The following is a 23132-nucleotide window of genomic DNA, read 5'->3' as shown; positions in this document are numbered from 1 at the left end:
CATGATCTCGTCGATTCGCCTCATGACTAGCCGGTGCGGCTGATGCTGGCGCCCGGGCAGACCTCGGATAAGGCGGCGGTGGCATCTTCGCAGATGGCTGACTTGCCGCCGGCCGAGGCCATTGATCGGCCACCGCGGCCATGCCTGCAGCACCTGGTGGACGGGGTAACCGCCAAAGAAGGGAATGGCCGGATCCGACGCAGGTCAATAAGCCGCGTTCCGAAATGCCATCCGCTTCGACCGTGATGCTGGCGTCGCGCCGCCTGTGGCGCAGACGTTATGAGGCCACGGCCCAGGTGCCACGATGCGACACAGGCCCTCCATCGCGCTCTCGCCTACTGGCCGAACAGCGCCGCCAGCGGTGACGTATCGGAGGATGGGCTGCGCAGGGCGGTGAACAGCTGCAGGAAGCCGTCGGCCGGCAGCGGCTTGGCGAACAGGTAGCCCTGGCCGGTGTGGCAGCCGTTCTCGCGCAGGAACGATGCCTGCTCCGGCGTCTCGATGCCTTCCGCCACCAGCTTCATCTCCAGCGACCGCGCCATGGAGATGATGGCCTTGGTGATGGACATGTCGTCGGCGCTGTCGGGAATGTCCTTCACGAACGAGCGGTCGATCTTCAGCTCGTCGATGGGGAACCGCTTGAGGTAGCTGAGCGACGAATAGCCGGTGCCGAAGTCGTCGATGGACAGGGTGATGCCGAGGCCCTTCAGCGCCCACAGGGCCTGGATGGCCTCGTCGGCGTTTTCCACCAGCATGGACTCGGTCAGTTCCAGTTCCAGCAGCTCGGCGCCGACGCCGCTTTCGTCCAGCGCCGCCATGATCTTGGCCGCCAGCTGCGGCTCGCGGAACTGGCGGGCGGAGAGGTTGACGCCGACGCGGATGGGCGGCAGCCCGGCCTGCATCCACTGGTCCAGCTGGCGCAGCGACTGTTTCAGCACCCACTCGCCGATGGGAACGATGAGGCCGGTTTCTTCCGCCACCGGAATGAACTCCACCGGCGAGACGAAGCCCAGTTCGGCCGAGTTCCACCGCAGCAGCGCCTCGCAGCCGACGATCTCCTCGTTGGCGAGGTTGACCTTGGCCTGGTAGTGAACGGCCAGTTCCTGCCGCTCCAGCGCCCGGCGCAGGCCGTTTTCCACCTGCAGGCGGCGGACCATGTCGGCCGAGAGCTTCTCGGTGTAGAACTGGAAATTGTTGCGGCCCTGCTTCTTGGCGTAGTTGACCGCCGTGTCGACGTGCTTCAGCAGGTTGGCGATGTCTTCCGAATTCTGCGGATACATCACGATGCCGATGGAGCCGGAGGTATAGATCTCCCGCCCCTCGATCTCGAACGGCTGCGCCAGCCGGTCGAGCAGCTTGTCGGCGATGGTGGAGGCTTCCTCCGGCCCCGAGACGCCGTTGAGGATGACGGTGAACTCGTCGCCCGACAGGTGCGCCACCGTGTCGCCCGCCCGCACCGCCGCCTCCAGCCGCTGGCCCACCGCCTGCAGCACGCGGTCGCCCATGGGGTGGCCGAGGGTGTCGTTGATGTTCTTGAAGTGGTCGAGGTCGAGGAACAGGATGGCGACGTGGTGGCCGCGGTCGTCGGCGGCGGCGATGGCCTCCTCCAGCCGGTCCTGGAACAGGGCGCGGTTGGGCAGGCCGGTCAGGTGGTCGCGGGTGGCGAGGTAACGCAGCCGTTCCTCCTGCGCCCGCCGTTCGGTGATGTCGCGCAGCACGCCGATGAACAGCCGCGTCTCGCCCAGCGTCAGGTCCGACAGCGCCAGTTCCACCGGGAAGCTGGAGCCGTCCTTGCGGCGCCCTTCCACCACCCGGCCCATGCCCACCACGCGGCTGCGGCCGGTTTCGATGAACTTGCGGACGTAGCTGTCATGCTCGGCGCCGATGGCCGGCGGCATCAGCATGTTCACCGAGCGGCCGATCACCTCCTGCGCCTTGTAGCCGAAGATGCGCTCGGCCGCGCGGTTGAAGGTTTCGATGATGCCGCGGCTGTCGATGATGACCAGGGCGTCGACCATGGTCTCCATGATCTTGCGCAGCCGTTCCTCGCGCTGGACGATGGCGCGGGTGGCGCGCTGGCGCTCGGTGACGTCGCGGGCGACCAGCATCACCGCCGGCTTGCCGTCGTCGGCCTCGAACGGCGTCGCCGCCACCTCGGCATCCACCGGCAGGCCGTCGTCGCGCACCATCTTCATCGGCACACGGGACCGTTCCCGCACCAGGATGTCGAGGCCGTGCTCGACGATGGGGCGGTAGTGGGCGGCGACGAAATCCTTGAACATCCGCCCCACCGCCGCATCCGGCCCGTCCAGGCCGAGCATGGCGGCGCCGGCCGGGTTGATGAGGGTGATGCGGCCCTCGCTGCACACCGCGATGCAGTCCGGCGCCAGGTCGATCAGGTGGCTGAACCCGCTCTCCCGCCGGCCCATGGCCTGCAGGCGGCTCATGTCCAGCATGCCGTCGACGATCTCCACCAGCGCCTCGGCCGCCTTGTGGATGTTGCCGACGTAGCCCTTGTACTGCGGATGCGGCAGCGGGCCGTAGACTTCCGAGGTGATCATCTCGGCAAAGCCGCGGATGGTGTTGAGCGGCGTGCGCACCTCGTGGCTGAGGCCGCGCAACAGCGCCGACTTGTCGGCATCAGCCTTTTCCGCCCGCGCCTTGGCGGCCTTCAGCGCCTCGGTCTGCTGGTGGGTGGCGGTGACGTCGTGGCCGATCAGCACCACGCCCTCGTCCACCCGCGAGGCGGTGAAGTGCACCCGCACCGGCGCCGCGCCGGACACCAGGGTCAGCGTCACCTCCACATCGGGGGCGAGGCCGGTCGCCTCCGCCAGCCGCAACTGCTCGAACACCCCGGCATCCACCAGCGCCGGCAGCACCTCGCGCAGGCCGTGGCCGGCCAGCTCGCGGGCGTGCAGGCCGAGGATGGTGCCGCAGGCGGCATTGCCCAGGCGGAAGATGAAGTCGGTGACGCGGCCGCCGGCATCGCGCTGCACGTCCAGCAGGCACACCAGCGCCGCCATGCTGTTGAGCAGCCCTTCCACCAGCCCGCCGTCGGCGTCGCGGGTGGCGTTCAGGCGGGCGCGGCGCTCCATGGCGTAGGTCAGGCTGCGGGTCAGCCGGTCCACCGTCAGCCCGGTCTTCACCAGATAGTCCTGCGCCCCGGCCCGCAGCGCCTGGGTGGCGATGGAGTCGTCGTTGACACCGGTCAGCACCACAACCGGCAGCGTCGGCGCCAGGGCAACGGTTCTCTTGACGGTTTCAATGCCGGTGCTGTCGGGCAGCCCGAGATCGAGCAGCACCGCATCCACCGGTCGTTCGGCCAGGCGGTCATGCGCCTCCGCCAGCGTGCGGGCCTGCACCACCTCGAAGCCAAGCCCCTGCCCGCCGGTCAGCAATCCGCGGATCAGCTGGGAGAATACCTGGTTATCCTCGACGACGAGTACGGTGGTCATGCTCGCTTGTTCCGGCCGCCGGCAGCCTCCGGCACGGGAGACACAATAACGTCATCACGCGCGTGATCTCAAAGGGATATTACGCTTTTGATCGAAGCGGAACTACCCCATAGGGAGAAAAACGCCTGATCGTGCACACCCGCACCGCACAACCGACGACAGTCAGGCGGAGGCACCGGACAATCGGGCCGCCGCCCGCTCGCGCCCGATGAGCGGCAGCAGGGCTTTCAACTCAGGCCCATGATCGCGCCCGGTGAGTGCCAGACGCAAGGGAAGAAACAGCCCCTTCCCCTTGCGGCCGGTGGCCGCCTTCACCGCCGCGGTGAGGGCGCCCCAGGTTTCCTGGTCCCACGGCTCCGGCGGCAGCGCCTCCAGGGCGGCGGCGGCGACGGCGCCATCCTCGGCGGCGATCACCGGAACCACCGGCCCGGTCACCACCCGCCACCACTCATAGGCGTCGGCGAAGCGGGCGAGGTTGGGGCGCACCGCCTCCCAGAACGATTCGGCGACGGCGGTCGCCACCCCCATGGCCACCAGACGCGGCCCGGCGGCGCTGAACGGCATGGCGTGCAGGATGGCGGCGTTGAGCCCCGTCAACTCCGCCGGGTCGAAGCGGGCGGCGGCGCGGCCGAAGCGGCCGAGGTCGAAGCCCGCCGCCAGTTCGGCCAGGCCCTGCTCCGCCACCACCGGATCGGCGGTGCCCAGGCGGGCGAGCAGGCTGCACACCGCCATGGGCTCCAGCCCGTCGCCGCGGATGTCGGCCATGGACAGGCTGCCGAGGCGCTTGGACAGGCCCTTCCCTTCCGCATCCACCAGCAGCGGCAGGTGGGCGAAGCGCGGCGGCTCCGCCCCCAGGGCGCGGAACATCTGGATCTGCACGGCGGTGTTGGTGACGTGGTCTTCGCCGCGCACCACGTCGGTGATGGCCATGGCGATGTCGTCCACCACCGATGGCAGCATGTAGAGGTACGTGCCGTCCTCCCGCCGCACCACCGGGTCGGAGATGCTGCCGGCCTGATAGTGGCAGGGGCCGCGCACCCCGTCCTGCCACGCCACGTCCTCCGCCTCCAGCAGGAAGCGCCAGTGCGGCCGCCGGCCCTCCGCCTCCAGCGCCGCCCGCTCCGCCTCGGTCAGGTGCAGGGCGGCGCGGTCGTAGACCGGCGGCAGGCCGCGGGCGCGCAGGCGGTTGCGCTTGAAGTCCAGTTCCTCCGGCGTTTCCCAGCACGGGTAGATGCGCCCGATGGCCTGCAGCCGGGCGAAGGCGGCGTCATACTCCGCCAGCCGCCGCGACTGGAAATGCTCCTCGTCCCAGGCGAGGCCGAGCCAGCCGAGATCACGGCGGATGCCCTCCACATACTCCGGCCGCGAGCGGTCGGCGTCGGTATCGTCGAAGCGCAGCACGAAGGCGCCGTGGCCGCCGCGGGCCAGCAGCCAGTTCACCAGCGCCACCCGGACGTTGCCGACGTGCAGCTCGCCGGTCGGGCTCGGCGCGAAACGGACGCGAACGGTCATGGACTCAGTGTCTTCCGGCAGTGGGGGGACCGACGGCAGCAGCGGCGGCCGCAGCCGGCGGTCACTTGAAACGGGTGGTGATCGGATAGCGCCGGTCCCGCCCGAAGGCGAGGCGCGTGATCTTGACGCCGGGCGGCGCCTGCCGGCGCTTGTACTCCGCCCGGTTCAGCAGCGTCCAGACCTTCTCGACGGTGGCCTGGTCGTAGCCGTCGTGGACCAGGTCGCGGACGCCCTTCTGGTCCTCGTTCAGGCCGCGCAGGATGGCGTCCAGCACGTCGTAGGGCGGCAGGCTATCCTCGTCCTTCTGGTCCTCGCGCAGTTCGGCCGAGGGCGGCTTGGTGATCACCCGGTCCGGCATCACCGGGCCGGACGGGCCCAGCACCCCTTCCGGCCGGTTGGCGTTGCGCCAGCGGCAGACGGCGAAGACGTCGGTCTTGTAGACGTCCTTCAGGGGGTTGTAGCCACCGTTCATGTCGCCGTAGAGGGTGGCATAGCCGACGCTCATCTCCGACTTATTGCCGGTGGAGAGAACCATCGGCCCGAACTTGTTGGACAGCGCCATCAGCACCATGCCGCGGGCGCGCGACTGGATGTTCTCTTCGGTGATGTCCGGCGCCCGGCCCTCGAACAGGTCGCCGAGCATGGTGTCGAAGGCGGCCATGGCAGGGCCGATGTTGACGGTATCGTACCGAACCCCCAGCGCCTGGGCGACGGCGCCGGCGTCCTCCAGGCTGTGGCCGCTGGTGTAGGGCGACGGCATCATGACGCAGCGCACCCGGTCCGGCCCCAGGGCATCCACCGCCACGGCGGCGCAGAGCGCGCTGTCGATGCCGCCCGACAGGCCGAGGATGACCCCCGGAAAGCCGTTCTTGTTCACATAGTCGCGGGTGCCCAGCACCATGGCGTTGTAGATCTCGGCGCAGCGGTCCAGCTGCGGCTCGATGCGGGCCGCCTCCACCGCCCAGCTGCCGAAGCGGGCGCTGCGGCTCCAGCGGGTGAGCAGTTCGTCCTCGCCCCAGCTGGCGGCGCGGGCGGCCAGGGCGTAGTCGCCGTTGACCACGAAGCTGCCGCCGTCGAACACCAGTTCGTCCTGACCGCCGACCTGGTTGACGTAGACCAGCGGCAGACCCGATTCCGACACCCGCGCGACGGCGTGGTTGAGCCGCACCTCGTGCTTGTCGACCTCGAAGGGCGACCCGTTGGGCACCACCAGGATCTCGGCGCCATGGGCCTTCAGGTGGCTGGCAACGTCGGAATACCACATGTCCTCGCACACCAGCACGCCCAGGCGGGCGCCCTTGAACTCCACCGGTTCGGGCAGCGGGCCGGGCACGAAGACGCGCTGTTCGTCGAAGACGCCGTAGTTGGGCAGGTGATGCTTGGCGCGCACCGCCTGGATGGCGCCGTCGGCCAGCAGCAGGGCAGCGTTGACCACGCCGATGTCGCAGCGCCACGGCGCCCCCACCAGCAGCGCCGGGCGGCCGATGGTTTCCTCGGCCAGCGCCTCCACCCCCTGCTCCACTGCCTCCAGGAAGGCGCGGCGGTAGACCAGGTCTTCCGGCGGGTAGCCGCAGATGGACAGTTCCGGTGTCACCACCAGATCGGCGCCGGCCGCCTGGGCGCGGTCTAGGATGCGGCGCATCTTGTCCACGTTGCCGGCGATGTCGCCCAGCGTCGGGTTCATCTGGGCCAGCAGGATGGACAGGCGGGCGACGGAGGCATCGGTCATGGAGGCGACCCCAGGGAAGAGGATGGCAGGGAGGCTATGGGCGGCGCCTGCCCGTGTCAACGCCGCGAGGCAGCGGCAGGATCGGCGGCGGCGCGCACGCCGTCGGTGGTTCTATGACTTTAGGCCCATTCTTTAAGTCCTATCGCCTCCGACCGCCGAAAGGGGTACGCTGCCACAAATAAGCGCATATTCCGAAGGGAGATCGCCCATGGCCGCCGTGCCATCCTCCGAGGCCCATGCCGAGGATCGCGCCTGCCCGTTGTCCATGAACCGCCGGCTGCTGACCGCGTTCCTGGATCATCTTCAGGTGGAGGCCTGCGGCGGCCCGGACGACGGCTGCTTCGACATCGCCCGGCTGCGCAGCCTGGCGGAAGACTTCCTGGCGGCCACGCCGGTCGCCGCCCGGGCGCCGGTGGAATGCCTGCGCGTCCACGACGCCATGCTGTGGGAGGACCGCCGCCACCGGGCGTTCGAGCGGCTGCTCACCCGCCGCTTCAGCCACCTGTTCCCCAAGCGCATGGGTGACGACGGTACCGCCGGCGCCGGCGCCTCGCTGTCACGGCGGCTAATTCCCGGCTTCATGGCGGCGCTCGCCATGATGGTCGGGCCGGATACCATGAACCGCTGCAGCCGCGAGGCCAACCGCCTGCTCGGCCGCCACCGGGAGGAGCGGCTGGGGCTGGTGGACTGGCTCGACCTCAGCCAGACCGACGGCGCCCGCGCCCTGGTTTCCGAGGTGCTGGTCGCCGCCGCCGCCCATTTCGAGCCGTTCGAGCGCCGCCGCGACTGGCTGTGCCTGGTGGTCAACAACCACCTGCCGCCCGCCCTGCCGGAGGACCGCGACCCCGCCTGGCGCTGCACGCCGGCGGTGGCCGACACCATGCTGCGGGCGCTGTATGAACCGTTCCGCCGCGAACTGGCGGCCGACGGCGGCCTCGCCCTGCGCGACCGCTTCGGCGATCAGGCGGTGGCCTCGGTGACGGTGCTGCTGGAGCACGTCTGCGCCCCGGCCGCCCTGTCGGCCTGAGGCCCCTTCGTTCGAACGGCGGCTCAGGCGCCCGCCGTCGCTGCGGCCACTGGCGGGCCGATCACCCAGCCGTCGGCGATGCCCACCGGCACGGTGGCGCCGGGATACAGGGTCTCGGCGGTTGCCGGGTGCCACAGGCGCAGCGGATCGTGGCCGCCGCCGCGCAGGGTGAGCGTCACCTCCTGCCGCGGCCCCTGGTACACCACCTCCGTCACCGTCGCCTGCAGGCTGCCGCCGCCGTCCATGGCGCCGAGACGCAAGCCTTCCGGCCGCAGGCAGATGTCGGCGGCGCCGGCGGGCTGGTCGGCGCGGCAGCGCAGCCGCAGCGCCACCCCCTGGATGTCGGCCTCGCACCAGCTGTCGTCGCCGGCCGCCTGCACCCGCCGCACATGGCCGCGCACCACCGCCCCCTTGCCGATGAAGCGGGCGACGTCGCAGTCGGCCGGGCGACCGTAGAGCACGCGCGGGCTCGCCACCTGCCGCAGCCGGCCGCCCATCATCACGGCGATGCGGTCGGCCAGCGCCAGCGCCTCCGCCTGATCGTGGGTGACATAGAGCATGGTGGCGCCGGTGCGGCGGTGGAAGGCCTTGAACTCGCCCTGCATGGTTTCGCGCAGGTGGGCGTCCAGGTTGGCCAGCGGCTCGTCCAGCAGCACCAGCCGGGGGTCCATGGCGAGGCAGCGGGCCAGCGCCACCCGCTGCCGCTGGCCGCCCGACAGCGCCGCCGGCCGCCGCCGCGCCAGGGCGTCGAGGCCGACCATGGCCAGCGCCTCCTGCACCCGGCGCGACACCTCCGCCCGCGGCAGACGGCGGATGCGCAGGGCGAAGGCGACGTTCTCCCACACCGTCATGTGCGGCCACAGGGCATAGGACTGGAACACCATGCCGATGTTGCGCTGTTCCGTCGGCACATGGGTGTCGGCTGCCGACAGGATGGCGCCGTCGAGGGCGATGCGGCCGTCGCTGACGGCCTCGAACCCCGCCACCAGCCGCAGCAGGGTGGTCTTGCCGCAGCCCGAGGGGCCGAGCAGGGCGACAAATTCGCCGCTCGCCACCTCCAGGCTGACGCCGTCGACGGCGGTGGCGGGACCGAAGCTCTTGCGCACGCGGTCGAGCGTCACGCTTGCCATGGCAGCACTCCCTTGGGCAGCCGGCGGGCCAGCAGCGAGGCGGCGGCGGCGGCCAGCAGCGGCAGCGCCACCGACAGCACCGAGGCCGCCGAGGCGGCGGTGGCGTTGCCCTCGTCATACAGGTTGAAGATCATCACCCCGACGGTTTCCTGGCCGGTGCTCCACAGCAGGGCGGAGACGGTCAGTTCGTTGAAGGCGCTCATGAAGATCAGCAGCGCCCCGGCCACCGCCGCCGGCGCCGCCAGCGGCAGGACGATGCGCCGCAGCCGGCTGAAGGTGCCGGCGCCGGCGATGCGGGCCGCTTCCTCCAGCGCGGGGTCGAGCTGCGCCATGCCGGCCAGCGTCGGCCGCAGGCCAAGGGCCAGGAAACGCGCCAGATAGGCGATGAGGATGATCCAGAAGGTGCCGTACAGGCTCACCCCCACCACCGGCAGCGGCGGCAGGAAGGTGAGGATGCAGGCGATGGACACCACGATGCCCGGCAGCGCGAAGGGCGCATCGGCCACCAGGCTCAGCAGCCGTGCCGCCGCCTGCCGCCGCACCGCCACCAGATAGGCGAAGGGCAGGCTCACCACCAGCGTGGCGGCGGCGGCGGTGGTCGCCAGCAGGCCGCTGTTGAGGAAGGCGCGGCGCACCGCATCGTTGGCCCAGGCGGTGGCGTAATGGGCGAGCGTCACCGTCTCCGCCGTCAGCGCCACGCCGAGCGCCTGGCTCACCGAGGTGCCGATCAGCGCCAGCAGCGGCACCACCGCCATCACCAGCAGCGACGCCCACACCGCCGCCTCCACCGGCAGCCGCCAGCGGCCGAGGGCGAAGGGCGGCACGGTAGCACCGTCGCCCCCCACCACCACCCGGCCGCCGCTGCCGGAGCGGCGCAGGGCCAGGGCCTGGATGGCGAGGCCGATCACCGCCAGCGCTGCCAGGATCATGGACAGCACCGCCACCTCGCCCAGCACCGACGGACCGAAGCCGCTGAGGCGCTGGTAGATGAGGGCGGTGAGCATGGTGTAGCGGGCAGGAATGCCGAGGATGGCCGGAATGCCGAAGTTGCCGATGGCGGCGACGAAGGCCAGCGCCGCCCCCGCCAGTACCGCCGGCCGCAGCAGCGGCAGGATGATCGCCGCCACCGTGCGCAGCGGCCCGGCGCCGGCGGCACGGCCGGCCTCCACCAGATCGCGCGGGATGGACCGCAGCCCGGCGCGCACCGCCAGGAAGACCATGGTGGAATGCTCGATCCCCATCAGCAGGATGATGCCTTCGCGCGAATACAGCCAGTTGCGCGTTCCCGGCGGCGGCGCCAGCCCGAGCGGCCCGAGGATGGTGCTGGCCGGCCCGGTCATCTCCAGCCACGCCAGCGCCGAAATCTGCGCCGGCACCAGCATGGGCAGCAGCAGCAGGGACACCAGGGTGGTGCGCGCCCGCACGTCGGTCAGGCCGACCACCAGCGCCATGGCGGTGCCGATCACCACCGACACCACCGTCGCGCCCAGGCTGGCCTCGATGGTGCGCCAGGTGGCGAGGCGCACGGCGCGGCTGTCGAACACCCGCAGGATGTCGTCCACGCCGCCCATGGCGACGGCCTCGCCGAACAGCCGCAGCAGCGGCAGGCAGCACAGCGCCAGCACGTAGACGCCGATGCCGGCCAGCAGCAGCCGGCCGCCATCGGGCCACGGCCGGCGCGGCGCCAGGGGCGGCCGCGCCGGCAGGCTCACGCTCACGCTCAAGCCCTCAGCCGCCATAGAGATCGGCGAAGCGGCGCTTGGTGTCTTCGGTGGACTCGATCAGGTAGCCGGCATCGGCATCCATGATCTTCAGCGTCGCCGGATCGGGGTAGCCGGCCGGCGGCGTCACGCCCTCCAGGATCGGGAAGTACTTCTGCTGCACCGACTGCTCCGCCGCCGCCGGCGACAGCTGGAAGTCGACGAAGGCCCGCGCCGCCTCGACGTTGCGAGCGGTCTTCAGGATGGCGACCGGCTGGTTGATGGCGGTGACGCCCTCCGCCGGGAACACGAAGTCCACCGGCGAGCCCTGGTCCTTCTGGCCGTAGGCCATGTACTCGATGATGACGCCATAGGCCTTCTCGCCGCGCGCCACCGCATCGCGCACCGATCCGTTGCCCTTGCCGGCGACGGCGCCGTTCTCGGCCAGCTTTTCGAAGTACTGCCAGCCGAACTCCGGCTGCGCCGCCATGGTGGCGACGTGGATGACGGCGGCGCCCGAATACAGCGGGCTCGGCATGATGACCTGATCCTTGGCTTCCGGCTTCAGCAGATCCTGCCACGAGGTCGGCGCCGGCAGGCCGGCGGCGGTGTTGTACATGATGCCGGTGGTGATCAGCTTGGTGCCGAAGAAGGTCTTGTCGGCATCGTACTGGCCCTTCGGCAGGCGCGAGACGTCGGCGCCCTCGTAAGGCTGCAGCAGGCCCTCGGCCTTCAGCTGGGTCATGGCGACGCTGTCGGCGATCAGCAGCACGTCGGGCTTGGGGTCGCCGGCGGCCACTTCCGCCTGCAGCTTGTTCATCACCTCGGTGGTGCCGGAGCGGAACATCTCCACCTCGATGTCCGGCCGCTGCTGTTTGAACAGCGCCAGCACCTGATCCATCTGCTCGCTCGGCTGCGAGGTGTAGAGCACCAGCTTTTCCGCCGCTGCCGCCGTCTGCACGCCGGCCACCAGGGCGCCGGCGGCCAGGGCCGCGGCCACAACCTTGCTCAGGGACTTGCGCATTTTCCGCCAAACTCCGTGTCGGGTGGGGTGAACCTGGGGTCGCGGCAGAGGGGCCGCGTCGCAACCGGACGGTACGGAGGGCGCCGCGGCGGCGCAATCGCCTTTGCAATCACCGTTGCAAAAATTCACACTTCTGCAATACGAATTGAATTACCACTAGGCGCCGACGCCACCCTCTGCGAGGCCGCATGTCGTTCAAGGAAATCATCCGCCAGCACGCCGGACGCCTGACGCCCGCCGACCGCCGGCTGGTCGATGCGCTGCTGGAGAACCCGGCCGGGTCCGCCATGTCGTCGGCGTCGGAAATCGCCCAGCGGGCCGGCGTCCATGCCGCCTCGCTGGTGCGGCTGGCGCGCAAGCTGGGGTTCGAGGGCTTCTCCGACCTGCGGGCGCGGCTGCAGGCCGACATCCTGGCCGGCGAACAGCCGCACGACCGCCTGCGCAAGCGGGTGCAGGACCTGCCGCCCGATCAGGTGCTGCAGGCGGTGGTGGAGCGCGAGCAGGCCTTCCTGCGCGACCTGCCCAACCACGTCAGCCAGGAGCAGATCGCCCGCGCCGCCCGCCTGATCGCCGATGCCCGCCGCATCCTGCTGTTCGCCGAAGGCTCCTCCCGCCTGCTGCGCGACATGATGGCCCGCCGCCTGCGCCGGGTCGGCCGCCCGGTGGAGGTGCTGGAGGCCCAGAGCCGCGATCTGGCGGAAGGGCTCAACACCCTGGCCGGCACCGACGTGCTGATGGCCTTCGCCTTCTCCGCCGTGCCGCCGCTGCTGCCGCCGGTGCTGGAGGAAGCGGACCGCTGCGGCGCCGCCTCCATCCTGGTGGCGGACCTGATCGGGCCGCTGGTGCGGCCGGCGCCCGACCTGCTGCTGTCGGCGCCGCGCGGGGTGGCCGGCGAGTCCCAGTCGCTGACCATCCCCATGGCCCTGTGTACCTCCATCCTGCTCACCCTGCCCCTGGTCGATGGCGGCGCGTCCATCCGGGCGGTGGAACGCTACGGCAGCCTGCGCCGCCAGTTGGAAGACGACAGCCGATGACACCTCCCCGCTCCGCCGGCAGCCTGCGCCTGACGCCGCTGTCCGGCCTCGGCGGCAAGCATGCCGCCTGTTTCCTCATTGATGACGGCGACACCCGCCTGCTGCTCGACCTCGGCGCCGGCAGCGGCGACGCCCCGCCCCGGCCGGACCTGTCGCGGCTGGACGGGCGGCCGGTGGATGCCGTGCTGCTCAGCCACCAGCACGAGGACCACATCGGTGGCCTTGACCTGCTGCCGGTGATCGGGTCCCCGCCGGTGCATGCCACCGCCGCCGTGGCGCGGGCCGTCGGCCGCCAGTTCGCTGTCGACTGTCGGCCGCTGCCCCTGCGCGGGCGGCTGGAGATCGGCGGCCTCACCATCCGCACCGGCCGCTCGGGCCATGCTCCCGGCGGGGTGTGGCTGCATGTGAGCGCGACGGGTACGGCGGAGGTCGGCGGCATTCTCTACATGGGCGACCACAGCGGCGAGTCGCGGCTGTTCGCGCAGGACGCGCCGCCGCCGGCGGCGGTGGTGGTGCTCGACGCCTCCTACGGCGTCGACGACGTGCCGCAGGGCGAGCGGACGCCGCAGGTGCTGGCCGCCCTGCGCGACGGGCCGGTGCTGCTGCCGGCGCCGCCGGCCGGACGTGGCGTCGAGATGGCGGTGGCCGCCCTTCAGGCCGGGCTGCCGGCCCCGGCCCTGTGCCCGGTGACGCGGGAGGCGGCGGCGCGGCTGCTCGATGCCGATGCCGCCACCCTGCGCCCCGGCATCGCGCCGCTGCTCGCCCGGCTGGTGGAGACGGCGCCGCTGGCCGGCGGCGCCACCCGCCCCACCATCGCCGTCGGCGCCACCCTAGAGGCCGGGCCGGCGGTGGGACTGGCCGAGCAGTGGCGGGCGGCGGGGTTACCGATCCTGCTCACCGGTCATGTGCCGGCCGCGACGCCGGCCCGGGCGCTGCTGGATGTGGGCGCGGCAACGTGGCGGCGGTGGAACGTGCATCCGCCGCTGCGGGAGAACCGGGCGCTGGTGCAGGCGGTGCGGCCGCGGGTGGTGGTGCCGGCTTTCGGCCGCCTGGAGCACGCCGCCGTCTGGGCCGCCGCCTTCGCGCCGGCGACGGTGCGGCTGGACGGCGCCGAGGTGGAGGCCTCGGCGGCATGAGCCTGTCCTTCCTCCACCGCCCGCTGGTCTTCGTCCGCCACGGCCAGACCGCCTGGAACGCCACCCGTCTGGTGATGGGGCAGATCGACATCCCGCTGGACCCGACCGGCGAGGCCCAGGCCGCCGCAGCCGCCGCAGAAGTGGCGGCGCTGCCGGTCACGTCGGTGTGGTGCAGCCCGCTCGGCCGCTGCCGGGCCACCGCTGCCGCCCTGCTCGCCCTGCGGCCGGACCTGCCGCTGACCGTGCTCGACGATCTGGCGGAGCGCCATTGGGGCATCCACCAGGGCGGCGACGACCGCCTGCGCCCGCCCCGCCACCACACCCCGCCGGAGGGCGAGAGCGCCGCCGCCTTCGCCGAGCGCACCCTGCGCGCCCTGGCGGCGGTGGACGATGCCGGCCTGCCGGTGGTCGTCGCCCATTCGGGCACCTTCCGGGTGGTGCTCGACCTCTACGGCCGCGACAGCGACGGGCCGCCGGTCGCCAACGGGGCGCCGATACTGCTGACGGTCGACGGACCAAAGTCTGTGAAGCATTTGCACCCGAAATTACAGGAGGGTTACGCCCCGGATAGTAATGACCCTGATCTTTAGCCCATTCGATCACCCCTTCCCTTGGCCCCATCGCACAACTTTGGCGTTTCATGGCACGAAGTCTGCGTATTCAAGTGGGCGAGACATGCGGAATCCTTCTGGCCCCCCTGCATTTCGCAGCTGCAAAATCATAACCGGAAGGCTAAATTCCTCATTTATCATACGCCTTTGGATCGGAAGGACCGGGGACCAGACGGCCACCGCAGAAGCGTATGACCGGGCAAGAGTCCCCGAGGGGGTATGATGAACCTGAAGAACATGAGCATTTCCCTGAAGATCGGCGGCCTTGTGGGCACGCTGGTGGCCGCCCTGGTGGTCTCCATCACCGCCGGCCTGATGGAGGTCCGCAGCGTCCTGCTGGAGGACAAGCGCGCGCTGGTGCGAGAAGTGGTCAGCGTCGCCGTCTCCATCGCCGCCGAGTATGACCGACAGGTCAAGCAAGGCCTGCTGAGCCAGGAAGAAGCCCAGGCCGTGGTCAAGGCCAGCTTCCGCGCCCTGCGGTTCGAGGATGATGAATACCTGTTCGTCTACGACGACCGCGGCATCAACCTCGTCCACGGCATGCGCCCGGAACTGGAGGGCAAGGACCTCAGCGGGGTGAAGGATCCCGACGGCGTGCTGGTCATCGCCGGGCTGCTGAACGCGGTGCGCGGCGACGGTTACTTCAGGTACAAGTGGGAAAAGAAGGGCGCGCCGGAGCCGGTGGACAAGCTGTCCTACGCCACCCGTTTCGCCCCCTGGGGCTGGAACATCGGCACCGGCATCTACCTCGACGACCTGGAAGCCGAGATGTGGCAGCGTGAAAGTCCGCTGGTGATCGTCGGCGCCCTGTTCGTGCTGACCATCAGCGTGCTCGCCTACCTGCTGGTGCGGTCCATCACCCGGCCGCTGCGCCAGGTCACCGACTCCATGTCCGCCCTGGCCGACGGCCGCACCGACATCGAGGTCGGCGACCAGAACCGCGGCGACGAAATCGGCCGCGTCAACAAGGCCATGGCCCGCCTGCGCGCCTCGGTCAGCGAGGCCTTCCGCCTCAACCAGATGGTCGAGCGTCAGCCCGCCAAGGTGATGCTGTGCGACAGCGACCTCAACATCACCTACGTCAACACCGCCGCCAAGTCCCTGCTGGCCAAGCTGGCCGGGTTCATGCACTGCAACCCGGACGAGGTGGTCGGCCGCTCTGTGCTGTCGTTCCACCGCAAGCCCGAGTTCGTGAAGCAGATCCTCTCCGACCCGTCGAAGCTGCCCTATTCCGGCCGCTTCACCATGGGCGACGTGGTGATCGAGAACACGGTCATCCCCATCTACGACGAAACCGGCAAGTACATCGGCCCCATGCTGAACTGGACCGATGTGACCAAGTACGTCGCCATGATGACCAACTTCCAGGAAAACGTTCAGGCCTCGGTGCATCAGGTGTCCGATGCCGCCGATCAGCTGTCGGGCCTTGCCCAGCAGATGCAGCAGGACTCCGGCGATGTCGGCAGCCGCTCCAGCTCCGTCGCCTCGGCGGCCGAGCAGGCGGGCGCCAACGTGCAGACTGTGGCGGCGGCGGCCGAGGAACTGTCGGCCTCCATCTCGGAAATCGGCCGCAGCGTCGCCCATGCCTCCGACATCTCCACCCGCGCTGCCGGCCGCATGGACAAGGCCCAGCAGGTGATCGCCGGCCTTGACGCCAGCGCCACCCAGATCGGCGACGTGGTCAACCTCATCAACGACATCGCCAGCCAGACCAACCTGCTGGCGCTGAACGCCACCATCGAGTCGGCCCGCGCCGGCGAGGCGGGCAAGGGCTTTGCCGTGGTCGCCAACGAGGTGAAGAACCTCGCCGGTCAGACCGCCCGCGCCACCGAGGACATCGCCAAGCAGATCGCCACCGTGCAGTCCGCCACCCGCGATGCCGTCGCCGCCATCGGCGAGATCGCCTCCGACATTCACGAGGTCAGCCAGGTGTCGGCCACCATCGCCTCGGCGGTGGAGGAGCAGAACGCCGCCACGGCGGAAATCAGCCGCAACATCCAGGAAGCGTCGCGCGGCACCGAAGTGGTCACCAGCGACATCACCGCCGTCGCCGCCAGCGCCGACTCCGCCGCCCGCTCCTCGGGGCAGGTGCTGGAGGCGGCCCGTCAGCTCGGCATCCTCTCCACCAGCCTGTCCGGCGAGGTGGAAAAGTTCCTGGCGTTCATGGAAGATACCGGCAACGCCGCGTAAGCCTTTGTTAGTAAAGGCCGAAAAGGCCGCTCCGGCGCAGTGCCGGGGCGGCCTTTGCCGTGTCAGGGGCCGGTCTGCCAGCTGCCGCCGAGGGCGCGGAACAGGCCGATGCCGGCGCTGAAGCGATCGGCCTCCGCCTGCACCAGCGAGTCCTCCGCCGACAGCTGGCTGCGCTGGCTGTCGAGCACGGCCAGGAAGTCGGCGGTGCCGGCCACATACTGCTCGCGCGACACCCGCGTCGCCTCGCGGGCGCGATCGGCGGCGACGCTGAGAAGGTCGGTGCGGCGGGCGCTGCTGTCGGCGGCGACCAGGGCATCCTCCACATCCTTGAAGGCGGTCAGGATGCTCTGGCGGTAGCCGGCCACCAGTTCCGTCTCGCTCGCCTCCGCCCGCTCCAGCGCCCCCTCCAGCCGGCCGCCGGAAAACAGCGGCGCCGCAAGGCCGGAGGCAAGGTCCAGCGCCGTGGTGGTGCCGCCGGTCAGCACGCCCGTCAGCCCCCCGGTCAGCGACAGCGACACCGACGGCAGGAAGGCCGCCCGCGCCGCGCCGATGTCGGCATTGGCCGCCCGCAGCGAGGCCTCGGCGGCGCGGATGTCGGGGCGCCGCACCAGCAGGTCGGCGGGTTGGCCGGCGGCCGGAGCCGGCAACGACAGCTCCGCCAGGCTGGAGCCGGCGACGCGGAAGCCCTGCGGCGGCTGCCCGGTCAACACCGCCAGGGCCGTTTCCGCCGCCCGCAACTGGCGCTGCAGCGCCGGGATGCTGGCTTCGATGGTGGCGACGGTCGCCTGCTGCTGCGCCAGTTCCAGTGGCGGGCTCAGGCCCTCCGTCACCCGCGTCTCCACCAGGGCGAGAGTCTGGCGGGCGGCATCCAGGTTATCGGCGGCGATGCGCAGGCGATCCTTGAGGGCGAGCGCCAGGATGTAGGCCTCCGCCACCTCCGCCTGCACGGTCAGGGCAGTCGCCTCGCGCTCGAAACGGGCGCGGTCGATGCCGAAGCGGGCGGCATCCACCGCCGCCCGGTTGCCGCCCCACAGGTCCAGTTCCCACGACGCCCGCAGGCTGCCGCTCCACGCCGTGTCGGCATCGGAGGCGCCATCGCCGGCCGCCCGCCGCGACAGGCTGCCGCTGCCGTCGAGCGTCGGCGACAGGCTGGCGCCGGTGCTGCGCAGGACGGCGCGGGCCTGGGCGATGCGCTGTTCGGCGGCGGCGAGGGTCTGGTTCGCCGTCAGCGCCGCCTCCACCAGCCCGGTCAGCTCCGCATTGCCGAACCGCTGCCACCACGCCCCGGCATCGGCGCGGGCGGCGGCGGCCTCCTGGGCGGCACCGTCCCAGGCGGCGGGCACGGTCACCTCCGGCGCCCGGTAGTCGGGGGTCTGGGAGCAGGCGGCGGCCAGCAGCAGCGGCAGCAGGGCCAGGGCGGTGGCGGGGCGCCGGGGGCGGGGCATGGTCGGGAACCTCCTCATTCGGATGCGAGCGCCACCACGGGGTCGAGTCGCGCCGCCTTGCGCGCCGGCAGGTAGCCGAACACCAGCCCGGTGACGAAGGCGCACGAAAACGCCAGCAGCGGCGGCCACGGCGAATAGACGACGGAGACGCCGAACACCGAGGCGGTCCACGCCGCCGCCAGCCCGAAGGCGATGCCGAGCAGCCCGCCGATGCCGCAGACGACAATGGCCTCGGTGTTGAACTGCAGCAGGATGTCGGTCATGCGGGCGCCGGTGGCCATGCGCACGCCGATCTCGCGGGTACGTTCTGTTACGCTGACCAGCATGATGTTCATGACGCCGATGCCGCCCACCAGCAGCGAGATCAGCGCCACCGACCCCAGCATGACGGTCAGGGTGTTCTGCGTCCGCTCCGCCGTTTCCAGCAGCGAGGCGGTGTCGCGGATGCGGAAGTCCTCGCTGCCGTGGCGGGCGGTCAGCAGCTCGGTCATGGCCGCCTGGGTCTGCGGGTTGAGCGCCGTGTCCGCCACCCGCACGGTGATGCCGTTGACGTAGTCGCCGCCGAACAGCCGCGTGCGGCCGGTGGACAGCGGCACCAGGGCGATGTCGTCCTCGTCGCGGCCGAAGGCTGAGGCGCCCTTGGCCGCCAGCACGCCCACCACCTCGAACGGCACGTTGCGGATCAGCACGTACTCCCCCACGGGGCTGCGGCCGTCGGGGAACAGGGTGCGGGCAACCGTCTGGCCCAGCACCACCACCGGCGCATAGGCCGCCAGATCCTCCCGGCTGAAGAACAGCCCGTCGGCCATGGGCCAGTCGCGGGCGTCGGCAAAGGCCGGCCAGGTGGCCTGGACCGAGGTGCGGTAATCGACGCCGCCGAAGCGGATGGTGGCGCTCAGGCTGCGTTCGGGCACCACGGCGGTGACGTTGGGCACCGCCCGCAGCGCCTCGGCATCGGCGAAGGTCAGGCTGGCATTATCGCCGCTCGGTCGCACGCCGGGGGCGCCGGGGCGGATGACCATGAGGTTGGTGCCGAGCGAGGCCATGCGGTCCATCACGTCGCGCTTGCTGCCGTCGCCGATGGCCAGCATGGCAACCACGGCCGCCACCCCGATCACCACCCCGAGCAGGGTGAGCGCGGTGCGGAAGGGGTTGGTGCGCAGGGACCGCAGCGCCATCTTGGCCGCCTCCGCCACGCTGGCGAGGCCGCCCAGGCTGCCGCCGCGCACCGGCGGCGGCGGGGTCGGCGCCTCCGCCTCCGCCACGGCGGCGCGGCGGACCTCGTCGGCGACGATGCGGCCGTCGTGGATGTGGATGATGCGGTCGGCCCGCGCCGCCACCTCGGCATCGTGGGTGATGAGGATGATGGTGCGGCCCTCGCCGTGCAGCGCCTCCAGCAGCGCCAGCACGTCCTGGCCGCTGCGGCTGTCGAGCGCGCCCGTCGGCTCGTCGGCGAGGATGACGGCGGCGTCGTTCATCAGCGCGCGGGCGATGGACACCCGCTGCTGCTGGCCGCCCGACAACTGCCCCGGCCGGTGGCCGCCGCGGTCGCCGATGCCCAGCCGATCCAGCAGCGCCAGTGCCCGGTCCTCGCGGTCGTCGCGCGACAGGCCGGCGTAGATGGCCGGCACCTCCACGTTCTCCACCGCCGAGGCATCGGCCAGCAGGTTGTAGCGCTGGAACACGAAGCCGAAGGTATCGCGCCGCAGGGCCGCCACCGCATCGGCATCCATGGCGGCGATGTCGTGCCCCGCCACCCGGTAGCGCCCGGCCGAGGGACGATCAAGGCAGCCGAGGATGTTCATCAGCGTCGACTTGCCGCTGCCCGACTGGCCGATGATGGCGACGTACTCGCCGGCGGCGATGGTCAGGTCGATGCCGTCCAGGGCCCGCAACTCGCTGTCGCCGCTGCGGTAGACCTTCTCGACGCCCGACAGTTCCAGCAACGGCCGCCGGCTCATGGCCGCGGCCCCATGCCGGGCGCGGCGTTGGCGCCGGGGCTGCCGGTGCGGCGGGCGGGGGCCTGTTCGCCGACGATCACCGTTTCGCCGGCGGCCAGGCCGTCGCGTATGGCGGCCTCCGTGCGGGTGCGCAGGCCGACCGTCACCGCCCGCGTCTCGACGCTGCCGTCGCCCTTCAGCACCCGCACGCTCGGCGCTCCGTCGTCCCGGCCGCCGCCTTGCAGCGCCGCCAGCGGCACGGTGACGACATCGCTCTCGCGGCCCTCGATGAAGAAGACCTGCGCCGTCATGTCGGTCATCAGCACCATGTCGGGGTTGGGCACGTCGGCCAGCACGTCGTAGAGCACCACGTCGTTGACGATCTGCGGCGTCGGCCGGATCTGGCGGACGCTGCTCGACCACCGCCGGTCGGCCATGCCGAGGGTGGAGAACTCCAGCACCATGCCCGGCGACAGGCGCACGATGTCGGCCTCCGCCACCTGGGCCTTCAGGGTCATGGTGTCCAGTTCGGCGATGCGCATGATCACCGGCGCCGACTGGTTGGTGTTGAGGGTCTGGCCCGCCACCGCTTCCTGCGACACCACCGTGCCGGCCATGGGCGCATAGATGCGGGTGTAGCTGAGGTTGGCCTCGTCGGCCTCCAGGTTGGAGCGCGCCTGCTCCAGCTGCGCCTGCAACGAGGCGATGCGCGCCCGCGCCACGGCGGCATCGGTGCGGCTGATGTCGAGCGCATCCTGGCTGGCGGCGTTGGAGCGGAACAGGCGCTCGTTGCGGCGGTACTGCGCCTCCGCCAGTTCCAGCTGCGCCTGCTGCATGGCCCGCTGGGCCTCCAGGTCCTTGATCTGGGCCCGGTTGGCCTCCACCCGCGCGGTATAGACGCGGGCGTCGATCTCGGCCAGCAGCTGGCCTTCCTCCACCTTATCGCCGATCTCCACATGCAGCGCCCGCAGCTGGCCGGAAACCTGGGCGCCGACATCGACATAGTTCTTCGGCTGCAGCGAGCCGACGGCGGTGACCGTGCGCTCCACCGTGCCGACGGCGGCGGTGGCGGTGCGCCAGGCCGGCGGCGGCGGCGGCGAAAGCAGGCTCCAGGCGTAGGCGGCGCCACCGGCGGCCACCAGCAGCAGCACGACGACGGCCAGCACCCGCCCGCGCCCCCGCCGCCGCCGGGAGCGGCACGAGGGCTCGGCGGTGGTGGCGGCGGTGGCGGGCGTCGTCTGCGGACGGTCGGCAGTGGTGGTTTCGGGGGATGCGGTCATGGTCGGGGCTGGGTCACCGGAGCGGGACGAAAAGGGGTATGTGCGTCTAACGACAGCCGCCGGCAAATCCGTCGCGACGGATTTTCTTCTCCCGCCCGTTGGAGGTTGGCAGGATCGCCGCGATCCCCGTCGCACGCCAGAGGAGCCGTTGTCCCCCACCGCCGAACCGGCCGTCCACGATCCCGACGGCGAGCTTGTGCGCCGCGCCGCCGATGGCGACGGGCAGGCCTGGCAGGCGCTGGTCGACCGGCACCTGGGCATCGTGCATGCCCTGGCGGCGCGGTTGCTCGGCAGCCGGGCGGAGGCGGAGGACGTGGCGCAGGAAGCCTTCCTGCGGGCGTGGCGGCACATCGACCGCTGGCAGCCGGGGCAGGCCCGCTGGGGCACCTGGCTGTGCCGGGTGGCGCTCAACCTGTGCCGCGACCGCCTGCGCCGCCCGCGGCCGCTGGCGCTGGACGAGGCGCCGGAGATGGCCGACGGCCGCCCCTCCCCGGCGGCGGCCCTGCAGGCGGGGGCGGTGGCGGCGCAGGTGCGGGCGCCGCTCGACCGCCTGCCGGAGCGTCAGCGCGAGGCATTGGTGCTCTGCTACTACGAACAGATGAGCAATATCGAGGCGGCGCAGGTGATGGAGGTATCGGTGGAAGCCCTGGAATCCCTTCTGTCCCGCGCCCGCCGGGCGCTCCGCCGCGACCTGGCCGGCCAGGCCCCCGATCTGCTGGGAGAGGTGACATGATGACGCCCGACCGCTTCGCCGCCCTGGTGGCCGCCCATGGCGCCGATCCCGCCCGCTGGCCGGCGGCCGAACGCGGTGCCGCCCTGGCGCTGCTCGATGCCTCGGCGGCGGCGCGGTCGGTGGCGGCGCGGGAACGGGCGCTGGAAGCCGCCCTGGCCGCCCTGCCGCCGCCGGTGCCTCCCTCCGCCGCCCTGGCCGCCCGCCTCGGCGCGCTGGCGCCGGACAACGACCTGCGCGGCCTGTGGCGGGAGATCGCCGCCCTGTTCGGCGGCTGGCGGCTGGCCGGCACCGCCCTGGCCGCCTGCGCCGTTGCCGGCGTGCTGCTGGGCGCCACGCTGCCGGTGGATGGCGGCGGTGGCCTTGGCGCCGATCCGGCGGCGGCGGAACCGTCGCTACTCACCTACGCCATCCTGACCGACAGCTATCTGGATCACTGACATGCCGCTGCCGCGCAACAGGCGCACGCTCGTGCTGATCGCTTCGCTGGTGCTGAACGTGGTGCTGGTGGCGGCGGTCGGCACCGCCGGGGTGAAGGGCGCCTTCGACGACGACCCGCGCCCGGACCACCGCCGGCCGCCCTTCTCCATCCCCGGCCCGCACCAGCTGAAGGAGGCCCTGCCGCCGGAGGATCACCCGGTGCTGGAAGCGGTGCTGGCCGCCCACCGCCCCGCCCTTTCCGCCCGCATCGGGGCGGTGCACGAGGCGCGGCGGGCGGCGGCGGAGGCACTGCGCCTCGACCCGCCCGACGCCACCCGCACCGCCGCGGCGCTGGAGGCCCTGCGGCAGAGCGAGGCGGCGGTGTCGGAAGGGGTCTACGCCATGGCCTCGGACCTGCTCGCCCGCCTGGACGGCGACGGCCGCAAGGCGGTGGCGGCCCTGGTGGAATCCCCGCGCGGCCGCCGGGGCGGTGGTGGCCCGCCGGCGGCGCCACCGGCGGAATAGCCGTTCACCCCACCGCCATCGCCTCGTGCTCGCTGCGGAGGGCGGACAGCGCCGCGTGCAGGCGGTCGTCGGCGAGGCGGGGCAGCAGGCGGCGCAACACCGCCGCCACCTCCCCATGGCGCGCCGCCACCGCCCGCCTCCGGTCGCCCGGCGGCAGGTGTCGCAGGCTGGCGAGGAAATCGGGGCCGACCCGGCCGCCCGCCGCCGCCCCCCGCCGCCGCACCGTCAGCGCCCGCGCCACGGC

The 23132-nt window shown here is 71.7% G+C and carries 18 protein-coding genes; 8 read left to right on the top strand and 10 right to left on the bottom strand.

Annotation, left to right across the window (positions count from 1 at the left end; genetic code table 11):
- Positions 1-335: 335 nt before the first annotated feature.
- The 3 genes from ABD056_RS17145 to ABD056_RS17135 all read right to left on the bottom strand — a co-directional run bounded on the left by ABD056_RS17145 (position 336) and on the right by ABD056_RS17135 (position 6696).
- Positions 336-3455, bottom strand: a complete 3120-nt coding sequence (locus ABD056_RS17145) for an EAL domain-containing protein (protein ID WP_343868616.1) — start codon at positions 3453-3455, stop codon at positions 336-338.
- 162 nt (positions 3456-3617) lie between these two features.
- Entirely contained in the window at positions 3618-4967 is a 1350-nt protein-coding gene (gene gltX / locus ABD056_RS17140) for a glutamate--tRNA ligase (RefSeq protein WP_343868614.1), read from the bottom strand.
- Between the two features lie 61 nt (positions 4968-5028).
- Entirely contained in the window at positions 5029-6696 is a 1668-nt protein-coding gene (locus ABD056_RS17135; RefSeq protein WP_343868612.1) for an NAD+ synthase, read from the bottom strand.
- Between the two features lie 208 nt (positions 6697-6904).
- Here ABD056_RS17135 and ABD056_RS17130 point away from each other — a divergent pair, with 208 nt between their 5' ends.
- Complete coding sequence (locus ABD056_RS17130; protein WP_343868611.1) at positions 6905-7723, top strand: hypothetical protein; 819 nt, start codon at positions 6905-6907, stop codon at positions 7721-7723.
- Positions 7724-7746: 23 nt separating this feature from the next.
- Here the strand turns inward: ABD056_RS17130 and ABD056_RS17125 are convergent, their stop codons facing one another.
- Genes ABD056_RS17125 through ABD056_RS17115 form a run of 3 tightly spaced genes read right to left on the bottom strand, consistent with a single transcriptional unit; the run spans position 7747 to position 11577 of the window.
- The gene (locus ABD056_RS17125) at positions 7747-8853 is read right to left on the bottom strand and encodes an ABC transporter ATP-binding protein (RefSeq protein WP_343868610.1); all 1107 of its coding nucleotides are present in this window, start codon (positions 8851-8853) and stop codon (positions 7747-7749) included.
- Entirely contained in the window at positions 8841-10571 is a 1731-nt protein-coding gene (locus ABD056_RS17120; protein WP_343868608.1) for an ABC transporter permease, read from the bottom strand. Before ABD056_RS17120 ends, ABD056_RS17125 begins: the two co-directional genes overlap by 13 nt.
- 10 nt (positions 10572-10581) lie before the next feature.
- Entirely contained in the window at positions 10582-11577 is a 996-nt protein-coding gene (locus ABD056_RS17115; RefSeq protein WP_343868606.1) for an ABC transporter substrate-binding protein, read from the bottom strand.
- Between the two features lie 188 nt (positions 11578-11765).
- Between ABD056_RS17115 and ABD056_RS17110 the strand changes: the two genes are divergently transcribed.
- The 4 genes from ABD056_RS17110 to ABD056_RS17095 all read left to right on the top strand — a co-directional run bounded on the left by ABD056_RS17110 (position 11766) and on the right by ABD056_RS17095 (position 16548).
- Positions 11766-12611, top strand: coding sequence for a MurR/RpiR family transcriptional regulator (locus ABD056_RS17110; RefSeq protein ID WP_343868604.1), 846 nt, complete (start codon positions 11766-11768; stop codon positions 12609-12611).
- Complete coding sequence (locus tag ABD056_RS17105) at positions 12608-13747, top strand: MBL fold metallo-hydrolase (protein WP_343868602.1); 1140 nt, start codon at positions 12608-12610, stop codon at positions 13745-13747. The genes ABD056_RS17110 and ABD056_RS17105 overlap by 4 nt, the downstream gene beginning before the upstream one ends.
- Positions 13744-14337: a histidine phosphatase family protein gene (locus tag ABD056_RS17100; RefSeq protein WP_343868600.1), complete on the top strand. Its 594-nt coding sequence runs from the start codon at positions 13744-13746 to the stop codon at positions 14335-14337. Before ABD056_RS17105 ends, ABD056_RS17100 begins: the two co-directional genes overlap by 4 nt.
- 258 nt (positions 14338-14595) lie before the next feature.
- Positions 14596-16548, top strand: coding sequence for a cache domain-containing protein (locus ABD056_RS17095; protein ID WP_343868598.1), 1953 nt, complete (start codon positions 14596-14598; stop codon positions 16546-16548).
- Positions 16549-16610: 62 nt separating this feature from the next.
- Here ABD056_RS17095 and ABD056_RS17090 read toward each other — a convergent pair whose 3' ends face one another.
- From ABD056_RS17090 to ABD056_RS17080, 3 genes are read right to left on the bottom strand one after another with little or no spacing between them, the layout of a single operon-like run.
- Complete coding sequence (locus tag ABD056_RS17090) at positions 16611-17993, bottom strand: efflux transporter outer membrane subunit (protein ID WP_343868597.1); 1383 nt, start codon at positions 17991-17993, stop codon at positions 16611-16613.
- 14 nt (positions 17994-18007) lie between these two features.
- Positions 18008-19954 carry a MacB family efflux pump subunit gene (locus tag ABD056_RS17085; RefSeq protein ID WP_343868595.1) on the bottom strand — a complete coding sequence of 649 codons (1947 nt, stop codon included), beginning with the start codon at positions 19952-19954 and terminating at the stop codon, positions 18008-18010.
- The gene (locus ABD056_RS17080; protein ID WP_343868593.1) at positions 19951-21213 is read right to left on the bottom strand and encodes an efflux RND transporter periplasmic adaptor subunit; all 1263 of its coding nucleotides are present in this window, start codon (positions 21211-21213) and stop codon (positions 19951-19953) included. The genes ABD056_RS17085 and ABD056_RS17080 overlap by 4 nt, the downstream gene beginning before the upstream one ends.
- A 148-nt stretch (positions 21214-21361) precedes the next feature.
- On the opposite strand from ABD056_RS17080, the gene ABD056_RS17075 reads away from it, so the two are divergent.
- Genes ABD056_RS17075 through ABD056_RS17065 form a run of 3 tightly spaced genes read left to right on the top strand, consistent with a single transcriptional unit; the run spans position 21362 to position 22888 of the window.
- Positions 21362-21946 carry an RNA polymerase sigma factor gene (locus tag ABD056_RS17075; protein WP_343868591.1) on the top strand — a complete coding sequence of 195 codons (585 nt, stop codon included), beginning with the start codon at positions 21362-21364 and terminating at the stop codon, positions 21944-21946.
- The gene (locus tag ABD056_RS17070) at positions 21943-22383 is read left to right on the top strand and encodes a hypothetical protein (protein ID WP_343868589.1); all 441 of its coding nucleotides are present in this window, start codon (positions 21943-21945) and stop codon (positions 22381-22383) included. Before ABD056_RS17075 ends, ABD056_RS17070 begins: the two co-directional genes overlap by 4 nt.
- A 1-nt stretch (position 22384) precedes the next feature.
- Entirely contained in the window at positions 22385-22888 is a 504-nt protein-coding gene (locus tag ABD056_RS17065; RefSeq protein WP_343868587.1) for a periplasmic heavy metal sensor, read from the top strand.
- 4 nt (positions 22889-22892) lie between these two features.
- On the opposite strand, the gene ABD056_RS17060 is transcribed toward ABD056_RS17065, so the two are convergent.
- A partial coding sequence (locus ABD056_RS17060) for a hypothetical protein (protein ID WP_343868585.1) occupies positions 22893-23132 on the bottom strand: 240 nt, incomplete at its 5' end.

This window comes from Caenispirillum bisanense, assembly GCF_039523075.1.
In the GTDB taxonomy this organism is placed as follows: Bacteria; Pseudomonadota; Alphaproteobacteria; order Rhodospirillales; family Rhodospirillaceae; genus Caenispirillum; species Caenispirillum bisanense.
This window is presented reverse-complemented; position numbering and strand designations above follow the sequence as displayed.